General features: G+C 42.8%; 20 protein-coding genes. All 20 read right to left on the bottom strand.

Features of this window, described 5'->3' with window-relative positions; translation table 11 throughout:
• Nucleotides 1-254: 254 nt before the first annotated feature.
• Complete coding sequence (gene dapA / locus D9X91_RS08675) at nucleotides 255-1,133, bottom strand: 4-hydroxy-tetrahydrodipicolinate synthase (protein ID WP_121680216.1); 879 nt, start codon at nucleotides 1,131-1,133, stop codon at nucleotides 255-257.
• Between the two features lie 28 nt (nucleotides 1,134-1,161).
• The gene (gene dapG, locus D9X91_RS08680) at nucleotides 1,162-2,406 is read right to left on the bottom strand and encodes an aspartate kinase (protein WP_121680217.1); all 1,245 of its coding nucleotides are present in this window, start codon (nucleotides 2,404-2,406) and stop codon (nucleotides 1,162-1,164) included.
• Nucleotides 2,407-2,477: 71 nt separating this feature from the next.
• Nucleotides 2,478-3,524, bottom strand: coding sequence for an aspartate-semialdehyde dehydrogenase (gene asd / locus D9X91_RS08685; protein WP_121680218.1), 1,047 nt, complete (start codon nucleotides 3,522-3,524; stop codon nucleotides 2,478-2,480).
• 126 nt (nucleotides 3,525-3,650) lie between these two features.
• Nucleotides 3,651-4,250: a dipicolinate synthase subunit B gene (dpaB, locus tag D9X91_RS08690; RefSeq protein WP_121680219.1), complete on the bottom strand. Its 600-nt coding sequence runs from the start codon at nucleotides 4,248-4,250 to the stop codon at nucleotides 3,651-3,653.
• Nucleotides 4,247-5,149 (bottom strand): dipicolinic acid synthetase subunit A, encoded by a 903-nt coding sequence (dpaA, locus tag D9X91_RS08695; protein ID WP_121680220.1) that lies wholly within the window; start codon nucleotides 5,147-5,149, stop codon nucleotides 4,247-4,249. The genes dpaB and dpaA overlap by 4 nt, the downstream gene beginning before the upstream one ends.
• A 367-nt stretch (nucleotides 5,150-5,516) precedes the next feature.
• A complete protein-coding gene (locus D9X91_RS08700; protein ID WP_121680221.1) occupies nucleotides 5,517-5,759 on the bottom strand; it encodes a YlmC/YmxH family sporulation protein in 243 nt (80 codons plus the stop codon).
• Nucleotides 5,760-6,084: 325 nt separating this feature from the next.
• Nucleotides 6,085-7,320, bottom strand: a complete 1,236-nt coding sequence (locus D9X91_RS08705; protein ID WP_121680222.1) for a M16 family metallopeptidase — start codon at nucleotides 7,318-7,320, stop codon at nucleotides 6,085-6,087.
• 49 nt (nucleotides 7,321-7,369) lie between these two features.
• Nucleotides 7,370-8,347: a polysaccharide deacetylase family protein gene (locus D9X91_RS08710; RefSeq protein ID WP_121680223.1), complete on the bottom strand. Its 978-nt coding sequence runs from the start codon at nucleotides 8,345-8,347 to the stop codon at nucleotides 7,370-7,372.
• Nucleotides 8,348-8,496: 149 nt separating this feature from the next.
• Nucleotides 8,497-10,620 carry a polyribonucleotide nucleotidyltransferase gene (gene pnp / locus D9X91_RS08715; RefSeq protein WP_121680224.1) on the bottom strand — a complete coding sequence of 708 codons (2,124 nt, stop codon included), beginning with the start codon at nucleotides 10,618-10,620 and terminating at the stop codon, nucleotides 8,497-8,499.
• 210 nt (nucleotides 10,621-10,830) lie between these two features.
• Nucleotides 10,831-11,100, bottom strand: coding sequence for a 30S ribosomal protein S15 (gene rpsO, locus D9X91_RS08720; RefSeq protein WP_121680225.1), 270 nt, complete (start codon nucleotides 11,098-11,100; stop codon nucleotides 10,831-10,833).
• Nucleotides 11,101-11,247: 147 nt separating this feature from the next.
• Entirely contained in the window at nucleotides 11,248-12,201 is a 954-nt protein-coding gene (ribF, locus tag D9X91_RS08725; RefSeq protein WP_121680226.1) for a bifunctional riboflavin kinase/FAD synthetase, read from the bottom strand.
• 19 nt (nucleotides 12,202-12,220) lie between these two features.
• Complete coding sequence (truB, locus tag D9X91_RS08730; RefSeq protein WP_121680227.1) at nucleotides 12,221-13,126, bottom strand: tRNA pseudouridine(55) synthase TruB; 906 nt, start codon at nucleotides 13,124-13,126, stop codon at nucleotides 12,221-12,223.
• Nucleotides 13,127-13,194: 68 nt separating this feature from the next.
• Nucleotides 13,195-13,554, bottom strand: coding sequence for a 30S ribosome-binding factor RbfA (gene rbfA, locus D9X91_RS08735; RefSeq protein ID WP_121680228.1), 360 nt, complete (start codon nucleotides 13,552-13,554; stop codon nucleotides 13,195-13,197).
• A 15-nt stretch (nucleotides 13,555-13,569) separates the two neighbouring features.
• Nucleotides 13,570-13,848 carry a DUF503 domain-containing protein gene (locus tag D9X91_RS08740; protein ID WP_121680229.1) on the bottom strand — a complete coding sequence of 93 codons (279 nt, stop codon included), beginning with the start codon at nucleotides 13,846-13,848 and terminating at the stop codon, nucleotides 13,570-13,572.
• Nucleotides 13,845-16,067 carry a translation initiation factor IF-2 gene (gene infB, locus D9X91_RS08745; protein WP_121680230.1) on the bottom strand — a complete coding sequence of 741 codons (2,223 nt, stop codon included), beginning with the start codon at nucleotides 16,065-16,067 and terminating at the stop codon, nucleotides 13,845-13,847. The genes D9X91_RS08740 and infB overlap by 4 nt, the downstream gene beginning before the upstream one ends.
• Nucleotides 16,068-16,071: 4 nt before the next feature.
• Entirely contained in the window at nucleotides 16,072-16,392 is a 321-nt protein-coding gene (locus tag D9X91_RS08750; protein WP_325050512.1) for a YlxQ family RNA-binding protein, read from the bottom strand.
• 6 nt (nucleotides 16,393-16,398) lie between these two features.
• Nucleotides 16,399-16,671 carry an RNase P modulator RnpM gene (gene rnpM / locus D9X91_RS08755; protein WP_121680231.1) on the bottom strand — a complete coding sequence of 91 codons (273 nt, stop codon included), beginning with the start codon at nucleotides 16,669-16,671 and terminating at the stop codon, nucleotides 16,399-16,401.
• A gap of 26 nt (nucleotides 16,672-16,697) precedes the next feature.
• Nucleotides 16,698-17,837 (bottom strand): transcription termination factor NusA, encoded by a 1,140-nt coding sequence (gene nusA / locus D9X91_RS08760; protein ID WP_121680232.1) that lies wholly within the window; start codon nucleotides 17,835-17,837, stop codon nucleotides 16,698-16,700.
• Between the two features lie 35 nt (nucleotides 17,838-17,872).
• Entirely contained in the window at nucleotides 17,873-18,340 is a 468-nt protein-coding gene (gene rimP, locus D9X91_RS08765; protein ID WP_121680233.1) for a ribosome maturation factor RimP, read from the bottom strand.
• A 717-nt stretch (nucleotides 18,341-19,057) separates the two neighbouring features.
• On the bottom strand, nucleotides 19,058-23,377 hold the full coding sequence (locus tag D9X91_RS08770; RefSeq protein WP_121680234.1) for a PolC-type DNA polymerase III: 4,320 nt from the start codon (nucleotides 23,375-23,377) through the stop codon (nucleotides 19,058-19,060).
• Nucleotides 23,378-23,581: the final 204 nt, after the last annotated feature.

The raw sequence follows: 23,581 nt of genomic DNA on the forward strand, positions 1-23,581 counted from the left end.
TATTGCAAGGTTTGTAATACTTGCAAGGTTGATTACAGCAGCTGGATGCTCGCTCCCAACAACAGTTGTAGAATGATTCACAAAAACTAGATTTAAAAAGGCTCTTTTCGTAAAGTTTGTGCAAAAACAACAATCTTTTAGAAAACAGCCTTTAAAAACAAGAAGCTTTGCGAAAACTTCCAAACACAAAAGGCATCGAGGAGAAGCTCACTCGATGCCTTTTGATACTGAGTCACCCACCTAATCCGGGCAAATTATTCTTTAATATTATTTAATAAAGAAGCAATTCCATTGCGTTCCTGTTCAGTTAAAGGAATCAATGGCAGCCTCACAGATCCGACATCAAGACCCTTCATTTGGAGGGCGGTCTTGACAGGAGTCGGGCTTGGTGCGGAGAATAACCCTCTCATCAATGGCAGTAATTTCTGATGCAGTTTGGAGGCTGCTGGTATTTCTCCTTCATAAAAAGCGCTGATCATTTCCTGCATTTCATTTCCGATCACATGGGATGCAACTGAAACAACTCCGTTTCCACCGATCGATAATACAGGAAGGGTCAATCCATCATCGCCGCTATATAAAGCAAAATCCTCATCCGTTCCGGCAATGATATCTGTCATGGCATCCAAATCACCGCTTGCTTCTTTAACTGCCACAATGTTTGGCAGCTTTGAAAGCTTGATCACAGTTTCTGGATGGATCGTCACCACTGATCGTCCCGGAACATTATAAAGCATGACAGGCAAGGAAGTAGACTCAGCAACCGCTTTAAAATGCTGGTACATCCCTTCCTGACTTGGTTTATTATAATAAGGAGCGACAATCATGGCAGCGTCAACCCCGATGGCTTCCGCTTTTTTCGTCAACTCGATTGTTGCTTGTGTATTGTTGCTTCCAGTACCGGCGATGATTGGCACCCTTCCACCATTTACCTTTACCACATGGCGGAACAGTGCAAGCTTCTCTTCCGTTGTCAATGTAGGTGATTCACCAGTCGTTCCGGCGATGACCAATGAGTCCGTACCATTTTCAATCAAGTAATTGACAAGTGTCGTTGTTTTTGCGAAATCGATGTTCCCTTTGTTATCAAAAGGTGTGACCATTGCTGTAGATACACGGCCAAAATTAATCATCTTCATACTCTCCTTGCCTCAATAAAAATTAAAAATCCGTCGCATTGTATTCAAAAATATCTTTTTGTAGTTGAAAAGCATCATGCAAAGCGTTGACCGCTTTCACCAGATCGTCTTCCTTCACCAGCACCCATATGGTCGTATGGCTGTCTGCCGATTGAAGAATTCGGATTCCTTCATCAGAAAGGGCAGTCACAATTTTTGATGTTACACCGGGAACGCCTGTGATCCCTGCACCAACCACCGAAACTTTTGCACACCCTTCTTCCACCTTCGGATCGTAACCTAAGTCCTTAAGTACAGAGTATGCCCGAGGTAGGACCGCCTGTGAGACAGTATAGACGACTCCTGTTGGCGAAATATTAATAAAATCGACGCTGATATTTTCACGGGCCATTGCGCTGAACACTTCTGATTGCAAATTATACTGATCTTTTTTAGCGAACACTTTAATTTGTGCTACGCCGCCGACATGAGCAATCCCCGTCACAAGGCGCTCCCTTATATCAGAACCTCTATTTTGCTTATTCATGGATGTGACCAAGGTACCCATCCCATCTGAATATGTGGATCTGATCCGGATCGGCACTTTTGCCTGCATGGCGATTTCCACTGCCCTTGGGTGAATGACCTTGGCGCCCTGGTAAGCCATGTTGCACACTTCATTATACGTGACAACTTCCAACGGACGCGCCTTTTCAGCAATCCGCGGGTCAGCTGTCATGATCCCTTCTACGTCAGTGAAGATATCAATCCATTCTGCATTCAATGCTGCTCCTAGGGCTGCAGCCGATGTATCGCTTCCACCACGTCCGATCGTGGTGATATCCCCATTTTTTGCTGCACCTTGAAAACCTGCAACCACGACGACATCATTATATTTCAATTCGCGTATGATGCGGTCGCACTTCATCTCAATGATTTTAGCATTTGTATGATCGTTATTGGTAATAAAGCCAGCTTGTGCACCTGTAAGCGACACTGCACTAATTCCAGATTGAATTAGCAAATTGGTAAAAACCACGCTCGAAATCGTTTCTCCACATGAAAGCAGAACATCCTGCTCCCTTTTGCTGATTGCCGTGCCCTGCCCCCCTACAAGCGAGAGCAGTGTATCTGTTGCATATGGTTCACCTTTTCTTCCCATTGCAGATACCACAACCACGACTTTGTAGCCTTCAGCAATGCTTTTCTCAATCTGCTTTTTAGCTTGATTACGGCTCTCGGGATCACGAACCGACGTGCCGCCAAACTTTTGTACGATCATTTTCATTGTTACACCTCAAACCATTCCTATTTCAAGTGTTTAATATAGGAGTTATTTTCGATTAGTCTATGTCGGGATTACTTCACTATTCCCAACTTCACTAAACTTTCTGCAATTTGCACTGAATTCCATGCTGCACCTTTAAGTAAGTTATCAGAAACGATCCATAAATGGAAGCCTTTCTGGTCATCCAAATCTTTACGTATTCTTCCAACAAAGACATCATTCTTTCCAACAGAGTGAGCCGGCATTGGATATAACTGTTCTTCAGGACGGTCCTGGAGAACAATTCCAGGTGCAGATTCTAAAAGGGCCTGTAGTTCTGACACCGTTGTATTTTCTGACTCCAATTCAATATATACGGATTCAGAATGTCCTGTGACAACTGGTAAACGGACACATGTTGCAGCCACTTTTAATTGTGGCATATGCATGATTTTCTTTGTTTCATTTATCATTTTCATTTCTTCAAATGTATAGCCGTTATCCTGAAACTTATCGATTTGAGGAATAGCATTGAAAGCAATCTGATAATGCTTCTGATCACCTTTCACAGGCAGGATTTCAGGTTTGGCTTCTTTTCCATCAATAATATCCTGCGATTGGGTGTGCAATTCTTCAATAGCGGCTGCACCTGCACCGGATACAGCTTGATAAGTTGAAACAACAACCTTTGACAGGCCATATTTCTTTCGAATCGGCTCCAATGCCACAACCATTTGGATCGTAGAGCAATTTGGATTAGCTATGATACCATTATGAGTGCGCAAATCTTCCTCATTCACTTCAGGAACGACGAGCGGGACATCCGGATCCATTCGATAGGCACTTGTATTATCTACCACGATCGCCCCGCGTTTAACCGCCTCGGGAGCAAACAGCTTTGAAATGCTTCCGCCTGCGCTGAACAATGCGATATCCACATCTTCAAAGCTTTCCGGCTTTGCCTCCTCAACAATGATGTCCTGGCCATTATATGAAACCTTCGTCCCTGCAGATCTAGCTGAGGAAAGAAGAGTCAATTTTCGAATTGGAAAATTTCTATTTTCTAAAGTTTGTACCATTTGTTGACCCACGGCGCCGGTCGCGCCGACAACCGCTACATGTAAACCTGATGCTGACATGAGATTTATTCCCCTTCCGATTCTTCAGTAATAATTAATGAAAATATTAATAACGTTTATTTTAACACATTCAATTTAATACCCATATAATTTTCAATCAGAATTCGGGAAAAAGTTGAAGGGGAATTACTCCCCATCCATATATCTTTCTACCAATACAGGCTGGATCTGACGGCCTTCAATCGCCTCGAGAATCGTCGGTTGAAGCATACTCATCCTCGCCACCATCGATTTCGGCTTCTTTTGCGGTTCATCCTGGCCGAATGGGATGAAATAGATATCCTTGGCTGCCATTAATTTCATCAGATTTACTCCATTTAACCCCAGTGCATCGTTAGTGGATATCCCCAATACGACCGGCCGATGATTCCTTAGTGTGGCCTTTGCTGCCATCAATACAGGACTGTCGGTCATCGCATTGGCGAATTTACTCATGGAATTCCCTGTCAACGGGGCAATGACCATACAATCAAGCGGCAATTTAGGACCCAATGGTTCTGCTTTCACAATGGAATCCACCACTTTCGTCCCTGTGGCTTTTTCTATCCTTTCGATCCAATCTTCTCCTTTTCCAAAACGGGTCTCTGTGTTTTGAACGGTAAAAGTTACGACGGGTATTACTTCAGCGCCGGCACTTACAAGCTTTTCGATTTCCGGGAATACAGCATCATACGTACAATGTGAACCTGTTAATCCAAAACCGATCCTTTTTCCTGCCAAACTCATGTTGTAGACTCCTTTCTATTCAAGAGATCATCCTCGAGCAGTTGTGATAGGACACCAGCCAAGATTTGACCGGCAGACTTAGGTGCGACGATTCCCGGCAGTCCAGGAGCGAGCAAAGCCTTTATGCCCCTTTTTTCCGCATATCGGAAATCCGTTCCACCTGGCTTGGAAGCTAAATCAATAATCAAAGTTTGCGGGGGCATTTTGGCAATGACACTTGCCGTGACGATTGGATGCGGGATCGTATTGATACAAATATCTGTATCCTGTACTTCCTTAGCCAGATCATTCAAATGAAAAGGGGTCAATCCCATCTCGGTGATTCTGGCAATATGCTCTGATTTGCGAGCTCCTACCTTGACCTTTGCACATAAATGATTAAAAATCCTCGCAACGCTCATTCCGACCCTTCCAAGTCCCAATACAGTCACATTCGAGCCATGAATCGTAATATCGGTATGTTGGATCGCCATCATGATGGTGCCTTCCACCGTCGGAATAGAATTATAGATAGCAACATCATCCCGTTCAAAAAGCTGGATGAGCCGACGGTCTGCTTTCTTGGTTATTCCATCAAGATACGCGTTGCTGATCCCGGAATAAACGGTACAATGCGCAGGCGTTTTTCTTAAAATCTCTTCGGTGAGCAATACTTTTTCATTTGAGAAAATGGTTTCCACTTTGCCTTCTAAATTCGTCCCCGGCACTGGCAATATGATCGCGTCTGTCGTGGTAAAGTCCACATCATTCAATTTTTCTTTCACTGCTCCTGTAAATGCATGGTCCAGCTGTTCGAATCCAATAAGAGATAGTTTAGCGTCCAATTCGGTCAGCTTTCGAATGATTTCCAGTTGACGAGCATCTCCGCCGATCACTGTGATCTGCATTCCAGTCAACATCAATGCATTCACCTTCTTTAGTCTTAATCATCGAACTGTTAAAATCGTTTTCACTTCATCAGTGTATGAGAAAGAAAAACATTCGGTGAGTCATCCATTCAAATAGTTATGCAGTTTTTTCATTTCCAAATTCAAAAGGCGGTTTTCGTCATTTTTGCTGCTATTCATCAGAGGTTATGTATGGTTGATTTCCTTAGAAGGATGATGGCTTTCCGAGGAGCCTCACACGAAGTGAGGTGGTTCGATGCTGCATCTGATGAGTTATATAAAAGAAAGCCTGTAAAACAAGAACATTTGAGAAAGTATTTTCGAGAAAAAAGCAAATAAAAGACCGTCCCCAAAAACGGAACGGTCCTTTATCTGAAATTTATCGGTCTTCTGGAACTTCCAAAATCATCATTTCGCTCCCGATTGTGCGGATATGCGTCCATGGAACGCGAATTTCTGCTCCTTTATTCCTGCTCCCGAACCATTTCCCGGTTGGGATGATGAGCGAGCCGATTTGCCCGGTCCTTGCATCAATTTCAAGGTCGGTTTGTCCCAATACGCCCAACCTTTCGGCTCTGCGGTAATCGACGATTTCTTTTCCGCTGAGTTCACTTAGCCTCATGTTGCACACCTCCATGTCTTCCTTTTATATCAATGTATAAAAAGCTTTTCCATTTTAGAAGTGGATTTCAGGAATTAGTTTAGATTATGTTTACCACTGTTTTGTCTTGAGAAGAGCAGAATCTACAATGGGTTGTGCAAAGTTGATTTCCACGGAAGGATGCTCACTTTCCGCGGGGCTGGTGGTGAGCCTCCTCGCTCCTCACCTTGCCCCCTTTTCCCTCCCCAGTCTCATTTTCATTAAAAGCCCAATATTTGAAAAAGAACTTAAAAGAGAGGGCTTTCCGGATGAACGATCACCCGGGAGCCCTCCCATCATTTTTATATTAAATACCTTTTGGCAAATCACCATTTGGACCGATTAAGGATAGCGAATAAAGGTCGGTGAAAATACGGTTGCTTAATTCATTGACGCCTTTAATGGTCACTGAATCCACTTCGTCGACGATCTCATCTAGTGAGCGGTGCCTGCCAAGCAGGAGTTCGTTCTTCCCATTCCGGCTCATTCGACTATTTGTACTTTCGAGGCTCAGCATCAAATTGCCCTTTAACTGCTCCTTGCTATTCAGTAATTCTTTTTCAGTGATCCCGTCTTTTTTCAATAGTGCCAATGTTTCTTGCACGGTATCAAATAATTGGTCCATTTGCTTAGCGCCTGTTCCTCCATAAATGGTTACCATACCGCTGTCTTTATAAGAGGTATGGTACGAAAATACGGAATATGCAAGTCCCCTTTTTTCTCGTACCTCCTGAAATAGCCTTGATGACATGCTTCCACCAAGAATATTATTTAATACGATCAGGCTGTAAACATCTCTATGCCCAATTTGAAGGCCTTCAAACCCTAAACATAAGTGGGCTTGTTCAGTGTCTTTTTTCCGAGCAAGTTGATTAAAGTGAAATTCCGGTTCTTTCTCAAAAATAGCTCGATTTCCACCCTTATATGTACCAAACTTTTTCTCCACTGTTCGGATGAATTCTTCATTGATATTTCCTGCAATGGATATCACAACCTTGTCAGGCGTATACATATTGTGCATGTATTCTTTTAATTTGTTCTGATCGAAAGTATCAAGTGTTTCTTCCGTTCCTAAAATAGGGTAACCTAGCGGATGACTTTGATAAGCTGCCTTGCTTAATAAATCATGGACGATATCATCCGGAGTGTCTTCATACATTTTTATTTCTTCAAAAACGACATTCTTTTCCTTCTTCAGCTCCTCTTGATCGAAAGTGGAGTTGAAAAACATATCGGACAATATATCCAGTGCCATCTCAGAATGGTTATCCAGCACCTTCGCATAATAGCACGTATATTCTTTGGAGGTAAATGCATTTACCTGCCCTCCGATTGCATCGAATGCTTCAGCTATTTCACGTGCTCCTCTATTTTCAGTTCCTTTAAAGAACATGTGCTCCAAAAAATGAGAGATTCCGTTATTTTCTGGGGTCTCATCTCTTGATCCAGTCCCTATCCATATTCCGATAGCAACCGAACGTACGGTTGGGATTTCTTCTAGTACAATTCTTACGCCGTTTTGGCATGTATATTTCTTGATCAAAAGTGTTCCTCCTATTCTTGTTGAATACACAGAGATTGCTTTGATTATCTCATTCTGCCTGATCAGCGGCCGATAATTTGACGATCCTCTCTTCATCTACTAAATCAGAAACTGTCCCAAAACGCAATTGCTTCTTTTTAATTTGGGTGATTAACTGATCAAGCGCTTTTGAGGATGATTCTGTCGGATGCATTAATATCATGGCACCAGGGTGGACTTTTGATACAACCCTTTGGATCAGGACATCCGGAGATGGCTTCTGCCAATCGATTGTATCAACGCTCCACATGATCGTTCCCATATTGAGTTCATCTGCGATTTGAACAACTTCATCCCTGTAGCTTCCACTTGGAGGCGCAAACCATCTTACCTCTGTCCCAGTCGTCGCTTTAATCACATCATTTGTTTTTGACAACTCGTCCTTGATCCGATTGGACGACAATATTTTCATATTCGGATGTGTATACGAATGATTCCCGATTTCATGACCAGCATCGACGATCATTTTTGCAAGCTTAGGGTTTTGCTTCACCCATCTTCCCTCAAGAAAAAAGGTTGCATGAATGTTTTGTTTTTTCAATGTTGCCAGCATATCAGGGAGGAATTCATTCCCCCAAGCTACATTTATTAGTAGGGAAACCATTGGTTTATCGGGATTTCCTTTATAGATCGGGGCGGGAGGCAAATCCTTCAGATGGACTTTAGGCGGAACCTGCTTGAATATGAGCTTTTGTTCACTAAACGTTTGATCTTTTTTCATTTTTTTATAAGAGGCATCTATATCCACTTTCAGTCCATTATATCCAGGGATGGTTTTCCATACTCTATCAATTTTAGCATCTTGTGGCTTAATTGAAAATTGTTCTGCTGCTTTTTCTATTTTTGAATATACATCATTATTCGAGCCCGCCGCTTCGACGGCACTTTCCTTCAGCCGATATACATATTGACTTGATAACGGATTCTGAACGGCTGCAATCGTAATGATCACAATCAAACCTATTTCAACTACCAGACTCTTTCTCACGTTCTCCTCCTCCTTCCATATAAATTATGAATGTGAAGGACAAGGTAGAACACATCAAATAAAAAGGCCGACCCTTTCAAGAACGGTGACGCCTCGCACATTCAGTACGGGGATCCGCAGCTTGGTTGGGTCAGCCTTGGTTCTAATGATTATTTTTCTTGCTGTTCTTCTTTTTCCCGTTGTTCTTTTAATACGACTTTACGAGAAAGATTGACTCGACCTTGATTGTCGATATCGATGACCTTCACTAGTATTTCATCACCCAATGAAACGACATCTTCCACTTTTCTGATGCGTTCTTCAGCCAGTTCGGAAATATGGACAAGACCATCTTTCCCATTGAATATTTCAACAAAAGCACCGAACTTTTCGATCCGTTTTACTTTACCAAGATACATTTGACCGACTTCCACTTCACGGACGATATCTTCGATGATCTTTTTCGCTTTCTTATTCATATCTTCATCAACTGATGAAATGAATACTGTACCGTCTTGTTCAATATCAATCTTGACGCCTGTCTCTTCAATGATTTTATTGATCTGTTTCCCGCTCGGTCCGATGACATCACGGATTTTATCCGGATTGATTGACATCGTTAAAATCTTAGGCGCATATTGAGATAAATACTCTCTTGGTGCCGATATCGTTGAAAGCATGCTGTCCAAAATTTGCATACGGCCTTTTTTGGCTTGCTGAAGTGCTTCTTCAAGGATTTCGCGTGAAAGACCCTCGATTTTAATATCCATTTGAAGCGCAGTCACGCCTTTTTCAGTTCCGGCTACTTTGAAGTCCATGTCACCCAAGTGATCTTCCATTCCTTGGATATCCGTTAAGATTGTATAATATTCACCTGATTTGACAAGCCCCATCGCGATCCCGGCAACCGGTGCTTTAATTGGGACTCCGGCGTCCATCATGGCAAGGGTGCTTCCGCAGATGCTTGCCTGTGAAGTAGAGCCATTTGATTCAAGCACTTCCGATACAAGCCTGATTGTATATGGAAAATCCTTTTCGTTTGGAATGATCGGTTCAAGGGCACGTTCACCAAGTGCACCATGGCCAATTTCACGGCGGCCTGGACCTCTCATCGGACCTGTTTCACCAACTGAGAAGAGAGGGAAATTGTAATGATGCATGAATCGTTTTGATTCCTCGATGCCCAATCCGTCTAGAATTTGAACATCCCCAAGAGCGCCAAGTGTACATACACTCAAGGCCTGCGTCTGTCCTCGCGTAAAGAGGCCGGAACCATGTGTACGCGGCAATATGCCAACCATTGATGAAAGCGGACGTATTTCGTCGACGCCGCGGCCATCCGGACGGACTTTATCTTCTGTGATCAGGCGTCGCACTTCACCTTTTACAAGCTTGTCCAATACCTTCTTCACTTGTTTAGTCGTTTCTTCTTCTGTTTCCTCGCGTTCTTCGAAGACGGCTAAGACTTTATCTTTTACAGCCTTGATGGCATCTTCGCGCGCATGCTTTTCCTGTACTTGGATGGCAGCGATCATCTCTTCTTCGCACAGCTCACGGACTTGAGCTTCAATGTCTGAATCAATGACAGACAGCTCGATTGCCATCTTTTCCTTGCCGACTTTTTCCACAATTTCTTCTTGGAATGCAATCAATTTCTTGATTTCTTCATGACCGAACATAATCGCTTCTAGCATCGTTTCTTCAGGAACTTCCTGTGCACCGGCTTCAACCATGTTGATGGCATCTTTCGTACCAGCAACTGTCAAATGCATTGTGCTTCTTTCCAATTGTTCAACTGTTGGATTGATCACAAATTCATCATCGACCAAACCGACAATCACTCCGGCAATCGGTCCATCAAATGGAATATCGGATACTGATAATGCCAAGGATGAACCAAACATTGCGCCCATTTCAGATGAACAATCTTGATCCACACTCATGACCATGCTGATGACTTGAACTTCATTCCTGAAGCCATCCGCGAAAAGCGGGCGAATCGGTCTATCGATCAGGCGGCTTGCCAAAATGGCTTTTTCACTTGGTCTTCCTTCACGTTTAATGAAACCTCCCGGAATTTTACCAACCGCGTATAGACGTTCTTCATAATTAACTGTCAATGGAAAGAAATCAAGATTTTTCGGTTCCTTCGAGGCAGTAGCCGTACTCAATACTGCTGTGTCACCATATCGTACTAAAACTGCTCCATTTGCCTGCTTCGCCAATTGTCCTATTTCGACTGTCAATTTTCGACCGGCCCAGTCTGTCGAAAAGACCTGTTTACTTTGATCCATATATGAACCCCTCTCTATTTTGAACATCATCTAATTATTCACACATATTTGTTACATTTTATCATATAAAGCACATTGTGCAGAAATATCGTAAAGAAAAGTTATTATGTATTCTTGACAAACATGCAAATTCCAAAACAATTTGAAATAAAATAATATGATTTTTAACCTAATAAAAAAGCGGGAAGAAATCCCGCTTCTTGTCATAACTTATCGACGTAGACCAAGCTTCGTGATTAATTCACGGTAACGTTGAACGTCATTGTTACGCAAATAAGTTAATAGGTTACGACGTTTACCTACCATTTTCAAAAGACCGCGACGAGAGTGGTGGTCCTTCTTGTGAGTACGTAAGTGGTCATTCAAATTGTTGATTGATTCAGTAAGGATAGCAATTTGAACCTCTGGTGATCCAGTGTCAGTGTCGTGTACTTTGTACTCACTGATAAGTTCGTTTTTACGCTCTTGAGTGATAGCCATCCTGATTCACCTCCTAAAATTAAGTAAAAGGATATGAAATCCTTTCAAATCCCCTATTACTGAGCAAGCGTCGGAGACTCGCCTTGCCAAGCAAAGGTTCATTTCATACGTATATAAGAATACTATTAAAGTATGTAAAAAGCAAGTCTAAACATGATGATTTTCGAAGTATTGAATGGCTTTCTCTTTATCCATACCAATTTGAGCGATCAATTCATCGATACCATTGAATTTTTCTTCAGCGCGTAGACGTTTATGCCATTGAATAACGACTTCTTCTCCGTAAATGGAGCGGTCGAAATCAAACAGATGCACTTCGATGGTAAGTGAAAATTCATCGGGATTTTTGAATGTCGGTTTATATCCGATGTTGCATACTCCATTCTCCCATTCATTATTAACGAGCATACGTACGGCATATACGCCATTTTTAGGGATCAGAAAGTCATCATTCATTTCGATATTTGCTGTCGGGAAACCTATTTTTCTTCCTCTTTTATCCCCATGGACGACAGTTCCATCGGTTCTGTAAAACCTGCCTAATAGACTCGGGATTCTATCTACTTCCCCATTTGCTATTTTTTCCCTGATCAATGATGAACTGACTTTTTCATCTTCTTCATTCACCAGCTTCTCAACCGTGGTTTGCGTGAATACATGTCGGGAATGAAATGGCATCGTATCCATTTTTCCTTTCCCAAGTCTGCCATAGCTATAATCAAAGCCTGCCACCACGTGCTGGACATTCAATCTGATCAAATAATCATCCACAAATTCCTGTGGGAGCAAATGAGCAAAATCTGACGTAAAGCGGACAATAAATAAATAATCAATCCCCAAGGATTCAACCAAATTAATTTTTTCCTGGAGAGGTGTGATATATTCTATATGCTTATGTTTATGGCCCAATACGACAGATGGATGGGGGTCAAACGTCATGACAGCACTTTGAATGTTCTTTTCTTTCGCAATGGATATCGCTGTGTTCATCACTTTTTGATGCCCAAGATGCACTCCATCGAAATATCCAAGCGCCATGACCAATGGAGGGAAATCATCCTTTTGATAAGAATGGGGATGATGGATTGTTATAACCTTCAAAATACCTCACCTAATTCCTCTATTCATTGCGTAGAACTTTGACCGGTTTAATGAATTCTGGCTTGGATGGATGTGGTTGATATATTGCAAGCGCATTCCCATCATGTATCAAGACCGACTGGAGGTCCACTATAGGCACAGAAGACTTTTCTAAAACGGCTCCATTTCTTACTTTCTCTGCTACTTTATCACTAATTTCAATATTGGGCAAATGAGAAATCCCCCGCTCCAAAGGGGCGACAGCCTTATCAATTTCACCCTTCTCAATCAGCTCGTTCAGTTCCTCGAACGTGAAGCAGTCTTCCTGTAAAAATGATCCTGATGAAGTTCTTACCAGTTTTGACATATGAGCGGGATATCCAAGTTTTTCACCGATCATGACCGCCAATGTTCGAATATACGTCCCCTTGCTGCAGTCAACAGAAAAGCTGAATATGGCCTTGCCATCACTGAAAGAAATTTGGCTTGTCAATTGAATGTCTTTGATTTGAACCCTTCGCGATGGTCTTTCAACTTCAATTCCTGCACGTGCATATTCATATAGTTTTTTCCCTTTCACTTTCACTGCGGAGTACATCGGAGGAGTTTGGGTGATTTCACCTGTCAACTGATTGAACACCTCTAGGACCTCTTCCTTGGTTATCGGCTCTTCGACTCGTTTTGCTTCAACGATCTCCCCCGATGCATCTTCGGTTGTGGTTGAAAAGCCAACCACGACCTCGCCCACATAAGACTTTCCAGTATTCATCATATATTCGGAAATTTTAGTTGCCTTCCCGAGGCAAATCGGCAATACGCCTGTCACGTCAGGATCGAGGGTTCCTGTATGCCCGACCTTTTTCATCCGAAGCATCTTCCTTATTTTAAAAACACAATCGTGGGAAGTCATACCTGCTGGCTTCCATATTGGCAGGATGCCGTCCATAATCCTCACACACCTTTAATGATTTTTTACATAAAAAAGGGATAGACATAGTCTATCCTTTTATATACTTATTCATCGCCGTTCGGTTCGTCGTCTTGAATTCCCTTCAAGAGGGACTCAATTCGATTTCCGTAGTCAATGGATTCGTCAAATTCGAAAATGAGTTCAGGTGTTTTGCGGAGGCGGATTCTTTGTCCGATTTCGGATCGGATGAATCCCTTTGCTTTCGCTAACCCCTTAAGCGTATTTTCTTTTTGATCATCATCACCCAATACGGTAATGTATACCTTTGCCTGTTGAAGGTCGCCGGATACTTCAACATCCGTGACCGTTACAAATCCAATGCGCGGGTCTTTGATTTTTCGGCCGATGATATCGCCAAGTTCTTTCTTCATTTGTTCGCCTACACGATTAGTACGGTGGCTCATTAAGATTCACCTCTTTTACAACCATTCAAAGGATGTCTGTCCCCTTTCCCACTCAGGGAAGGAATCAATAAATTTAATGGCTCGCTCCAATTCCTTTTCGGCTGCTTGACGGGAGGAAGCAACGGTTACAAGCGTAATCCGGGTATGCTGCCAGACGTCCTGATGGCCGATTTCTGAAACGGAAACGTTGTATTTTTGTTTGAGCCGCGTCAACACACGTTGAAGCACGGCTCTTTTGTCTTTAAGGGATTGGGCATCATAGATCAAGCAGTCAAATTCTGCTGATGCAATCATTTGCGAGCGATTTCCTCCATGACATATGCCTCGATGATGTCGCCTTCTTTGATGTCATTATAGTTCTTGATTGTGATTCCGCATTCGTAGCCTTTGCTGACTTCTTTTGCATCATCTTTGTAGCGTTTCAGCACATCCACTTCACCTTCAAAGATCACGACGCCGTCGCGGATCAAGCGGATACCACTGTCGCGAGTGATTTTCCCTTCTGTGATGAAGCTTCCAGCAATTGTACCGACTTTAGAAACCTTGAATGTTTGACGAACTTCAGCTTGACCGATGATTTTTTCCTCAAATTCCGGATCAAGCATCCCTTTCATCGCAGATTCGATTTCCTCAATCACTTTATAGATGATTCGGTGCAGACGGATGTCAACGCCTTCTGCTTCGGCAGCGCGTTTCGCATTGACATCAGGACGTACGTTAAAGCCGATGACAATTGCATTGGAAGCAGCGGCAAGCGTGATATCCGATTCATTGATTGCCCCGACTGCTGTATGAATGATTCTGACATTGACGCCTTCCACTTCTATTTTTTGAAGGGACGCCGCCATAGCTTCTGCAGAACCTTGTACATCCGCTTTGAGGACAATATTCAAGTCTTTCATTTCACCTTGCTTCATTTGTTCAAACAGGTTATCAAGGCTGACGCGTGATTTTTCTCCGCGTTGTGCTTGTAGAGCTTGTTGCGCCCTGTTTTCACCAACTTGACGAGCGGTTTTCTCATCATTGAATACAACGAAACGATCTCCCGCTTGAGGAACATCATTTAATCCTGTGATTTCTACAGGAGTTGAAGGGCCTGCTTCTTTGACACGTCGCCCAAGGTCATTCACCATTGCACGAACACGGCCGAAGGTGTTTCCGACAACAATCGGATCCCCGACGCGAAGCGTACCGTTTTGTACCAATAGCGTCGCTACCGAACCACGGCCTTTATCCAATTGGGCCTCTACAACTGTACCGATTGCATTTCTATTTGGATTTGCTTTATATTCCTCTACTTCACCTACAAGCAGGATCATCTCGAGCAGATTGTCAATTCCATCACCTGATAATGCAGATAGCGGAACGAAAATTGTATCGCCGCCCCATGCTTCAGGGATGAGTCCATGCTCTGTCAATTCCTGCATGACACGATCTGGATTTGCTGCTTCTTTATCCATTTTGTTGACGGCCACAATGATTGGAACCTTTGCAGCTTTTGCATGATTGATGGCTTCGATTGTTTGCGGCATAACACCGTCATCCGCTGCGACGACAAGAATGGTGATATCCGTCACTTGGGCTCCACGCGCACGCATTGTTGTAAATGCGGCGTGTCCAGGAGTATCCAGGAACGTGATTTTCTTGTCATTTACTTTTACTTGATAAGCACCGATATGCTGTGTGATCCCGCCGGCTTCTCCAGCAGTGACCTTTGTGTTGCGGATGGAATCAAGAAGCGTCGTTTTACCATGGTCTACGTGGCCCATGATCGTCACGACTGATGGACGTTCAACAAGATCGCCTTCTTCATCTTCCGTGAAATAAACTTCAAGATCCGTTGTATCGACCTTAATTTCTTCTTCCACTTCAACACCATATTCACCAGCAATCAATTCAATCGCATCTTTGTCGATTTCTTGATTGATTGTCGCCATGATTCCCAGCATGAATAGCTTCTTAATGATTTCAGAAGGTTCACGATGCAGCTTTTTTCCAAGTTCAGAAACAGTCAAAGAATCTGTGAATGTGATCTTTTCAGGCAATTCTTTTTCCTTTTTCTTTTGTTGCTGCGGCTGATTTTGCGGGCGATTGTTACCTTGATTTCTATTTTTCGGATTATTGCCTTTTTTCTTCTTCTGATTGTTGTTCAGGACTTTATTTTCTTTTGATTGATTTTGCTGATCATGTTTTTTGCCTTCACGGTTTTTAGGACCAGATTTCACCTTTACTTTTGTAGGTGCATCCTCCTTGTCATCCGTTTTTTGACCAGCAGGTTTTCCGCTGCCTTTAGGCTGGATATTCGTATTTTGTTTGGATGATTGTGGTTTAGCTTGTTTTTTTCCATTCTCATTTTTGACATTGAAAATAGAATCCAATTTCTTCACCGCATCATCTTCGATTGCGGTCATATGATTGGAGACTTCCACATTCATATCCTTCAACTTTGTAATGATATCCTTACTTGAAACATTATGTTTTTTTGCATATTCGTAAATTCGCATTTTACTCATATGTTCACCCCCATTGAGATTCATCGAGCAATAATGCAAGCTTTTTGGCAAAGCCTTCATCTATAACTGCCACGGCTACCCTCGCCTGTTTACCTATTGCCTGCCCGAGATCATCTCTGTTCTCTACCATCTTGACAGGTGTTCGGTAATAATGGCATTTATCCAGTATTTTCTTCGAAGTGTTTTGCGATGCATCCTTCGAGAGCAATACAAGCTTTGCTCGACCATTTTTAACTTCCTTCAAAACAAGCTCTTCGCCTGAAATGATTTTTCTTGCTCTATTTGCCAATCCTAATAATGACATCCATTGGTTTTGTTTCGTCATGTATGGTTAAATCCCCTTCTCCACAAGCTGAAGAAGTTCATCATAAATGGTATCATCTATTTTTGCACCTAGCTGGTTGGCTAAGGCGTTTTTTTTCTTAGCTGCTAAAATCGCTTCCTTTTCCAGAGAAAGATATGCCCCCCTGCCGGATTTTTTTCCGGTCGTGTCGATGGAGACTTCGCCTTCTTTGGAGCGTACGATGCGGACCATCTCTTTTTTAGGTTTCATTTCTCCGGTCGCGACACATTTTCTCATAGGAATCTTCTTTTGAGATGCCATTCTTTTCACCTCTGCCCTATTGCCTATTAATCAAGTTCTTCTTCAAAGTCAAACGCATTTTTCAATTCATCTTCATCATAATAAGAGTCCTCTTCAGCAGGTTCTTCATTGCCTCTAGGATAGATGCCTTGTTCCCTCGCTTCGGATTCGCTCTTAATATCAATTTTCCAGCCTGTTAATTTTGCTGCAAGACGGGCATTTTGACCTCTTTTCCCAATCGCAAGGGAAAGTTGATAGTCTGGAACCACAACAGTTGTAGCTTTTTCTTCTTCATCCACTTGAACGTCCAATACCTTTGAAGGGCTGAGTGCATTAGCAACGAAGACAACAGGATCTTCAGACCATTCGACAATATCGATTTTTTCACCTTTAAGTTCATTTACAATCGCTTGTACACGTGATCCTTTAGGACCTACACATGCTCCGACTGCATCCACTTCAGGGTTTTCAGCTTGCACGGAAATTTTGGAACGGTCTCCTGCTTCACGTGCCACCGACTTGATCTCAACGGTACCATCATAGATTTCTGGTACTTCGATTTCAAACAGGCGTTTTAAAAGACCTGGATGTGTTCTGGAAACAAAAATTTGAGGACCTTTGGTGGTCTTCTCCACCTTTGTGATGAAAACCTTCACACGATCGTGCGGTTTATAGCTTTCATTTTGCATTTGCTCACTCGGTGGAAGCAATGCTTCGATTTTCCCTAAGCTAACATAGATAAAGCGGGGATCTTGACGCTGAACGATACCGGTCATAATATCTTCTTCACGGTCAACGTATTCTGAATAAATAATTCCACGTTCAGCTTCACGTACACGTTGTGTAACGACTTGCTTCGCCGTTTGGGCTGCAATCCTTCCAAAGTCCTTCGGAGTTACTTCGATTTCGACTACATCCCCGACTTCGTATGCTGGATTGATCTTCGCAGCATCTTCTAAAGAAATTTCAAGGCGTGAATCGAAGACTTCATCCACTACCTCTTTGCGAGCGAATACACGCATCGTGCCAGAACCTAAGTTTAAGTCGATGCGGACATTCTGGGCTTGGTTAAAATTGCGTCGATATGCAGAAATCAGCGCTGCTTCGATCGCTTCAATCAAAATATCTCTCGAAATGCCTTTTTCTTTTTCAAGCAGATTGAGAGCATCTAATAATTCTGTGCTCATCTTTTTCATCCCCCTTCAATTAAAAACGATACCCTTTAAAAAGAAACGGCTAATCGGGCTTTTGCCACTTTGTCCATCGGCAGCTCGACCGTTTTCGTTTTAGTCTTGATCTTGATTTCTAATATCAAAGTATCGTTATCATACTCAAGAAGCGTTCCTTCAAAGGTTTTCTCGCCATCTATCGGTTCATATGTTTTCACATTTACATATTTCCCTACAGCCTTTTCAAAATCCTTCTCTTTTTTCAATGGCCGTTCAGCACCGGGTGAAGAAACTTCAAGAAAATAATTGTGAGGTATTGGGTCAATTTCATCCAGTTTTTCACTTAACCGTGTACTCACCAGCCCGCATTCCTCAATATCTACACCATTGTCCTTATCAATAAATACGCGAAGGAACCAGTTTTTCCCTTCTTTTACATACTCGATATCGATTAATTCGAGCTGCATATCCTCTAGAATAGGTGTAACGAGCTCTTCGACCATGTCCGTTACTTTACTCATACATACCTCCTGGATTTCTCGCAGATTCACTCCAAAAACTTCCTGTAACAACACGAAAGAGTGGGGGCGCCCCACTCTTTGACTTAGAGTTATAAGTAGTATTTCCAATAAAAATATACCATAACCAATATTTTTATGCAAATCAGAAAAGCGCAGGCAGCTTGCTTAGAGGCGTATTGACTGGACTGAAGCACCGCGAGATAAAGGAAACACGATTGGCGAAAGCCAATCGATGTTGACTTATCGTAAGCGTGCTGAGGGAAGTCTACTAGCCTCTAGCTGCCGGAGCTGGACAATAAGAAAAGCGGAGCCGGCTTGCTTAGAGGCGAAGAGATAAGGAACAAAGGCTAAGTTCACCACGTCCTGTGGCAACGCCTTTGCTAGTACATCCTGTACGTCGGAGATAAAGGAAACACGAAGAGCAAAGCGATGCGATGTTGACTTATCGTAGGGAAGAACCCCGAAGTTCGCTAGTCGATAGCCGGCGGAAAATTCGCCGTTTGTTGTCAATTGGTTGATATTTTTAATATTTGGTTGATAAATCCCCCAATTTGGTTGATATCTCAAAAATTAAGTTGATATGTCCACCCAATTGGTTGATAATTTGAAAATTTCATCTACAATACTTCGGCTGATGTGATTTCTCCCGCTGCCAAAATCATCTCCGTATTCATGTAAAAGAGGCTGCCCCATTAAAGCAGGGAGCAGCCTCTTAGATTAAAACAATGATAATTGATTCTGCTCTGGAAGGGATTCCAAACAGCCATGATTATCCAAGTATTCGATGATTGTTTTCGATACTCTTCCACGCTGCTGCAAATCTTCCTTGGACAGGAATTCGCCTTCTTCCCGTGCATTGACGATATTGATGGCGGCATTTGTGCCCAGTCCAGGAATGGAATTGAATGGAGGGATCAAGGTGTCTCCTTCAATGATGAATTCGTCAGCGCTTGATTTGTATAAATCAACCCGCTGGAACTTGAAGCCCCTCTCGCACATCTCGAGCGATAGTTCAAGAACTGTCAATAGGTTCTTTTCCTTTGTGGACATATCCAAACCTTTTGCATTGATTTCTTCTATTTTTGCACGAATCGCTTCTGTTCCGCGCACCATTGCATCAACATCGAAATCCTCTGCCCTAACGGTAAAGTATGCAGCATAATAAAGGAGCGGTAGATGCACTTTAAAGTATGCAATCCTTACTGCCATCAATACATAAGCAGCCGCATGGGCTTTCGGGAACATGTATTTGATCTTCTTACAAGAATCGATATACCATTCCGGAACCTCATTATTCCTCATTTCCTCTTCCATTTCGTCTGTCAGACCTTTACCTTTACGTACAGATTCCATGATTTTAAAGGCAAATGCCGGTTCCAGCCCTTGATAAATCAAATAAACCATGATGTCATCACGACAGCCGATAACTTCACTAAGGTTGCAGATGCTGTTATGGATCAGCTCCTGGGCATTCCCTAGCCAAACATCGGTCCCATGCGACAAGCCGGAAATCTGGACCAATTCGGAGAAAGTGGTAGGCTTTGTGTCTTCAAGCATCTGCCTGACAAACCTCGTACCAAATTCGGGAATTCCCAGCGTGCCCGTCTTGCACATGATTTGCTGTTCAGTTACGCCGAGCGGCTCAGGTCCGCTGAAAATCTTCATTACTTCTGGATCATCTGTAGGGATCGTCTTCGGATCGATCCCGCTCAAATCCTGCAGCATCCTGATCATCGTCGGATCATCGTGTCCCAGAATATCGAGTTTCAATAAGTTATCGTGTATGGAATGGAAATCAAAATGTGTCGTTTTCCATTCAGACTTATTATCATCGGCAGGAAATTGGATCGGCGAAAAATCGAATATATCCATGTAATCCGGTACGACGATGATTCCCCCTGGATGCTGTCCGGTTGTACGCTTGACACCTGTACATCCTTGTGCAAGTCGCTCAACTTCAGCTCCCCTTAAGGTTAAGTTATTATCCTGAGAGTATCCCTTTACATATCCGAACGCTGTCTTGTCGGCAACAGTGCCGATGGTCCCTGCACGATAAACATTGTCCTCACCGAAAAGAACTTTCGTATAATTGTGAGCTTGAGGCTGATATTCCCCCGAGAAATTCAAGTCGATATCTGGCACTTTATCCCCTTTGAAGCCAAGGAATGTTTCAAAAGGAATGTCGTGTCCATCTTTTTTGTAAACCGTTCCGCACTCTGGACAATCTTTATCCGGCAAGTCAAATCCAGATCCTACAGACCCATCGTTAAAGAATTCAGAGTGCTTGCAGTTTGGACATACATAATGAGGCGGGAGAGGATTTACCTCCGTTATTTCCGTCATCGTAGCAACAAATGACGACCCGACGGAACCACGGGACCCGACCAGATATCCGTCATTCAGCGATTTTTTAACAAGCTTATGCGATATCAAATAAATGACTGCAAAGCCGTGCCCGATGATGCTTTTCAATTCCTTCTCCAAACGGGCTTCAACGATTTCAGGAAGGTCATCTCCGTATATTTTTTTGGCCATGCCATAGCTCATGCTTCTCATTTCTTCGTCCGCGCCTTCGATTTTCGGGGTGTATAGATCATCTTTAATGACTTTGATCCCTTCAATCATGTCGGCAATTTTGTTCGTATTAGCGACGACAAGTTCCTTCGCTTTTTCTTCCCCAAGGAATGAAAAGCACTTCAGCATTTCGTCGGTGGTCCGGAAATGAACATCCGGGAGCTCATGCCTGTTTAACGGGTTAGCGCCTCCTTGCGAATTGACCAATATCTTTCGGTAAATTTTATCGTTGGGATTCAAATAGTGGACGTTTCCGGTTGCCACGACCGGGATATCCAGCTCTTCCCCAAGCTTCACAATATTGCCGATGATCTCTTCAAGTGCCTTTTCGTCCTGGACAAGCTCCATCTCAATCAAAGGTTTGTAGACATCTTTTGGATGCACTTCGAGATAATCATAAAATGAGGCAAGTTCCTTCACTTCCTCCGGAGCTTTTTGCATCATACCGGTAAAAACTTCCCCTTTATCGCAGCCAGACCCAATCAAAATTCCATCACGGTGCTTTTGAAGCTGAGAACGCGGAATCCTTGGAACTCGATAAAAGTAATTCAGATGGGCGATCGACACAAGCTTGAATATATTCTTCAATCCCTCTTCATTCTGGGCAAGAAGTGTGCAATGGGAAGGCCTTGCTCTCTTATAAGCATCGCCTTTCCCCATATAATCATTGAATTGATCATGGTATTCAATCCCTTTTTCGTGGGCATCTTTCAGCATCTTCAAAAGTAGGTAGCCAGTTGCTTCAGCATCATAAATAGCCCTATGATGCTGGGTCAAATCGATATCAAATTTCTTCGCCAATGTGTTCAATCGATGGTTTTTAAATTCAGGGTATAGCAGCCTGGCAACCTCGAGTGTATCGATGACCGGATTGACCGCTTTCCCAAGCCCGACGTTTTTGTATCCGACATTCAAGAAGCCCATATCAAACGAAGCGTTGTGGGCAACGAGAATTGAATCCCCGATCCAATCGTAGAATTTCTTTATGACTTCATCCACTTCCGGGGCATTTTCCACCATGTCATCTGTGATCCCTGTTAGATTGATGGTGGTTGCGGATAATCGATGATGGGGATTTGCAAAGGATTCAAATCGGTCAATGATCTCCCCATCTCGGATTTTGACAGCGGCTAACTCGATAATGGTATTGTAGACAGCGGAAAGCCCTGTCGTCTCAACATCGAATACGACATAAGTATCATCTGCAAGTAATCGATGAGCATCATTGTAAACGATTGGAACCCCGTCATCCACCAAATTCACTTCCACTCCATACAAGAGCTTGATGTCATGCTTTTTCCCTGCACTATAGGCTTCAGGGAAGGACTGTGCAACTGCATGATCGGTAATTGCTATGGCCGGGTGCCCCCATTTCTTTGCCTGGCCCACCAGTTCGCCGACAGATGAAACTGCATCCATTTGACTCATTGGTGTGTGAAGATGCAGCTCAACCCGTTTTTCACCTTCTGGAGCAAGGTCATGTCTCAGAACTGGCTTTATTTCATTAATGTCATTGGCAATCATCACAAGATCCCTGACAAAGGTATCATTTTGAACGCTTCCTCTGACCCTCACCCATAAACCTTTTTTGACACGATTGAACATTGCGGCATCTTCTTTATCGCGTGAGAACATTTTGATGATCATTGAGCTTGTATAATCGGTTATCTTAAAGGTCAACAATGTGCGTCCGCTTCGAAGCTCTTTCGTCTCTGCATCAAAGATATACCCTTCAATGGCGATTCTTCTTTCTTCATCATAAATGTCTTCCAACTTCCGGAAATCAGCGTCATTTTTGATGGTCAAGCCGATTTGCAATGGTCCAGAGTCCTCCACAGCATCTGATCCCTCTGATTCTTTCTTCTGCATTTCTATGACTGCTTGTTTAGCACGTTCTTCATCTTCTTTTAGTTTCGCTGCCAAGAATTGAGTATATTCCTCAGATGGCCCTTCTTCTTTTATTTCCGTATCCAGAATCAGCGGAGGAAACCCAATGCTTTGGTATATTTTCGTGATCCAATCACCGTATTTCTTTTTTAATGTCCTTGCTTCTGTATCGTTGGTGGCTTGGATCAATATCTTATTTCCCTTGATTGTAGGATGCTGCTTGTTCAACAGCGCAAGGAGCGGAGGGGAAATCCCATCTATCTCTTTGATGCAATGATTCCAATAGTCAATAATCAATTGATCTGAAATCGTAGAATCGATTGTTGTTATCGAAAAAGACACCTTAGCAATATGCTGGAAGGTTCGCTCAAGTCTTTGGGAAAACAGTGAAAATAAATCACATGGGATGATCTTGGAAAATTGAAATTGAAACTGCCACTTTTTTTCTTTGCGGTCAAGGACAAGCTTTACGATTTCAGCTCCGTCAAAGTAGGGCATATATTGATCTTCTGTAAGTTGTATTTGATCCAATAAAACACGAAATCGTTCTCGTTTATCGGAGGGATTGCCACTCATTTTTACACTCTCCCATCGATACTTCATTTTTCTCTAGTTAACATGTTAAGGAAAACATTGTACAAATTCAATGTTGATTTTTTCAAGAGACACAAATCTATTTGGTGATTTCATCTGCAAGCTGCTTGCTTTCCGAGGTGCGGGAGGGGGAACCGTTCGGAGACTCGCACCTACTGCTCAAATGAATAACTTTATGATGGATTT

The sequence above is a fragment of the Falsibacillus albus genome (genome assembly GCF_003668575.1).
GTDB lineage: Bacteria > Bacillota > Bacilli > Bacillales > DSM-25281 > Falsibacillus > Falsibacillus albus.

Coding starts and splice junctions, on each gene's coding strand:
- dapA (WP_121680216.1), bottom strand. CDS start 1,133: ATGATTAATTTTGGCCGTGTATCTACAGCAATGGTCACACCTTTTGAT.
- dapG (WP_121680217.1), bottom strand. CDS start 2,406: ATGAAAATGATCGTACAAAAGTTTGGCGGCACGTCGGTTCGTGATCCC.
- asd (WP_121680218.1), bottom strand. CDS start 3,524: ATGTCAGCATCAGGTTTACATGTAGCGGTTGTCGGCGCGACCGGCGCC.
- dpaB (WP_121680219.1), bottom strand. CDS start 4,250: ATGAGTTTGGCAGGAAAAAGGATCGGTTTTGGATTAACAGGTTCACAT.
- dpaA (WP_121680220.1), bottom strand. CDS start 5,149: ATGTTGACTGGAATGCAGATCACAGTGATCGGCGGAGATGCTCGTCAA.
- D9X91_RS08700 (WP_121680221.1), bottom strand. CDS start 5,759: ATGAGGCTAAGTGAACTCAGCGGAAAAGAAATCGTCGATTACCGCAGA.
- pnp (WP_121680224.1), bottom strand. CDS start 10,620: ATGGATCAAAGTAAACAGGTCTTTTCGACAGACTGGGCCGGTCGAAAA.
- rpsO (WP_121680225.1), bottom strand. CDS start 11,100: ATGGCTATCACTCAAGAGCGTAAAAACGAACTTATCAGTGAGTACAAA.
- truB (WP_121680227.1), bottom strand. CDS start 13,126: ATGGACGGCATCCTGCCAATATGGAAGCCAGCAGGTATGACTTCCCAC.
- rbfA (WP_121680228.1), bottom strand. CDS start 13,554: ATGAGCCACCGTACTAATCGTGTAGGCGAACAAATGAAGAAAGAACTT.
- D9X91_RS08740 (WP_121680229.1), bottom strand. CDS start 13,848: ATGATTGCATCAGCAGAATTTGACTGCTTGATCTATGATGCCCAATCC.
- infB (WP_121680230.1), bottom strand. CDS start 16,067: ATGAGTAAAATGCGAATTTACGAATATGCAAAAAAACATAATGTTTCA.
- D9X91_RS08750 (WP_325050512.1), bottom strand. CDS start 16,392: ATGACGAAACAAAACCAATGGATGTCATTATTAGGATTGGCAAATAGA.
- rnpM (WP_121680231.1), bottom strand. CDS start 16,671: ATGGCATCTCAAAAGAAGATTCCTATGAGAAAATGTGTCGCGACCGGA.
- nusA (WP_121680232.1), bottom strand. CDS start 17,837: ATGAGCACAGAATTATTAGATGCTCTCAATCTGCTTGAAAAAGAAAAA.
- rimP (WP_121680233.1), bottom strand. CDS start 18,340: ATGAGTAAAGTAACGGACATGGTCGAAGAGCTCGTTACACCTATTCTA.
- D9X91_RS08770 (WP_121680234.1), bottom strand. CDS start 23,377: ATGAGTGGCAATCCCTCCGATAAACGAGAACGATTTCGTGTTTTATTG.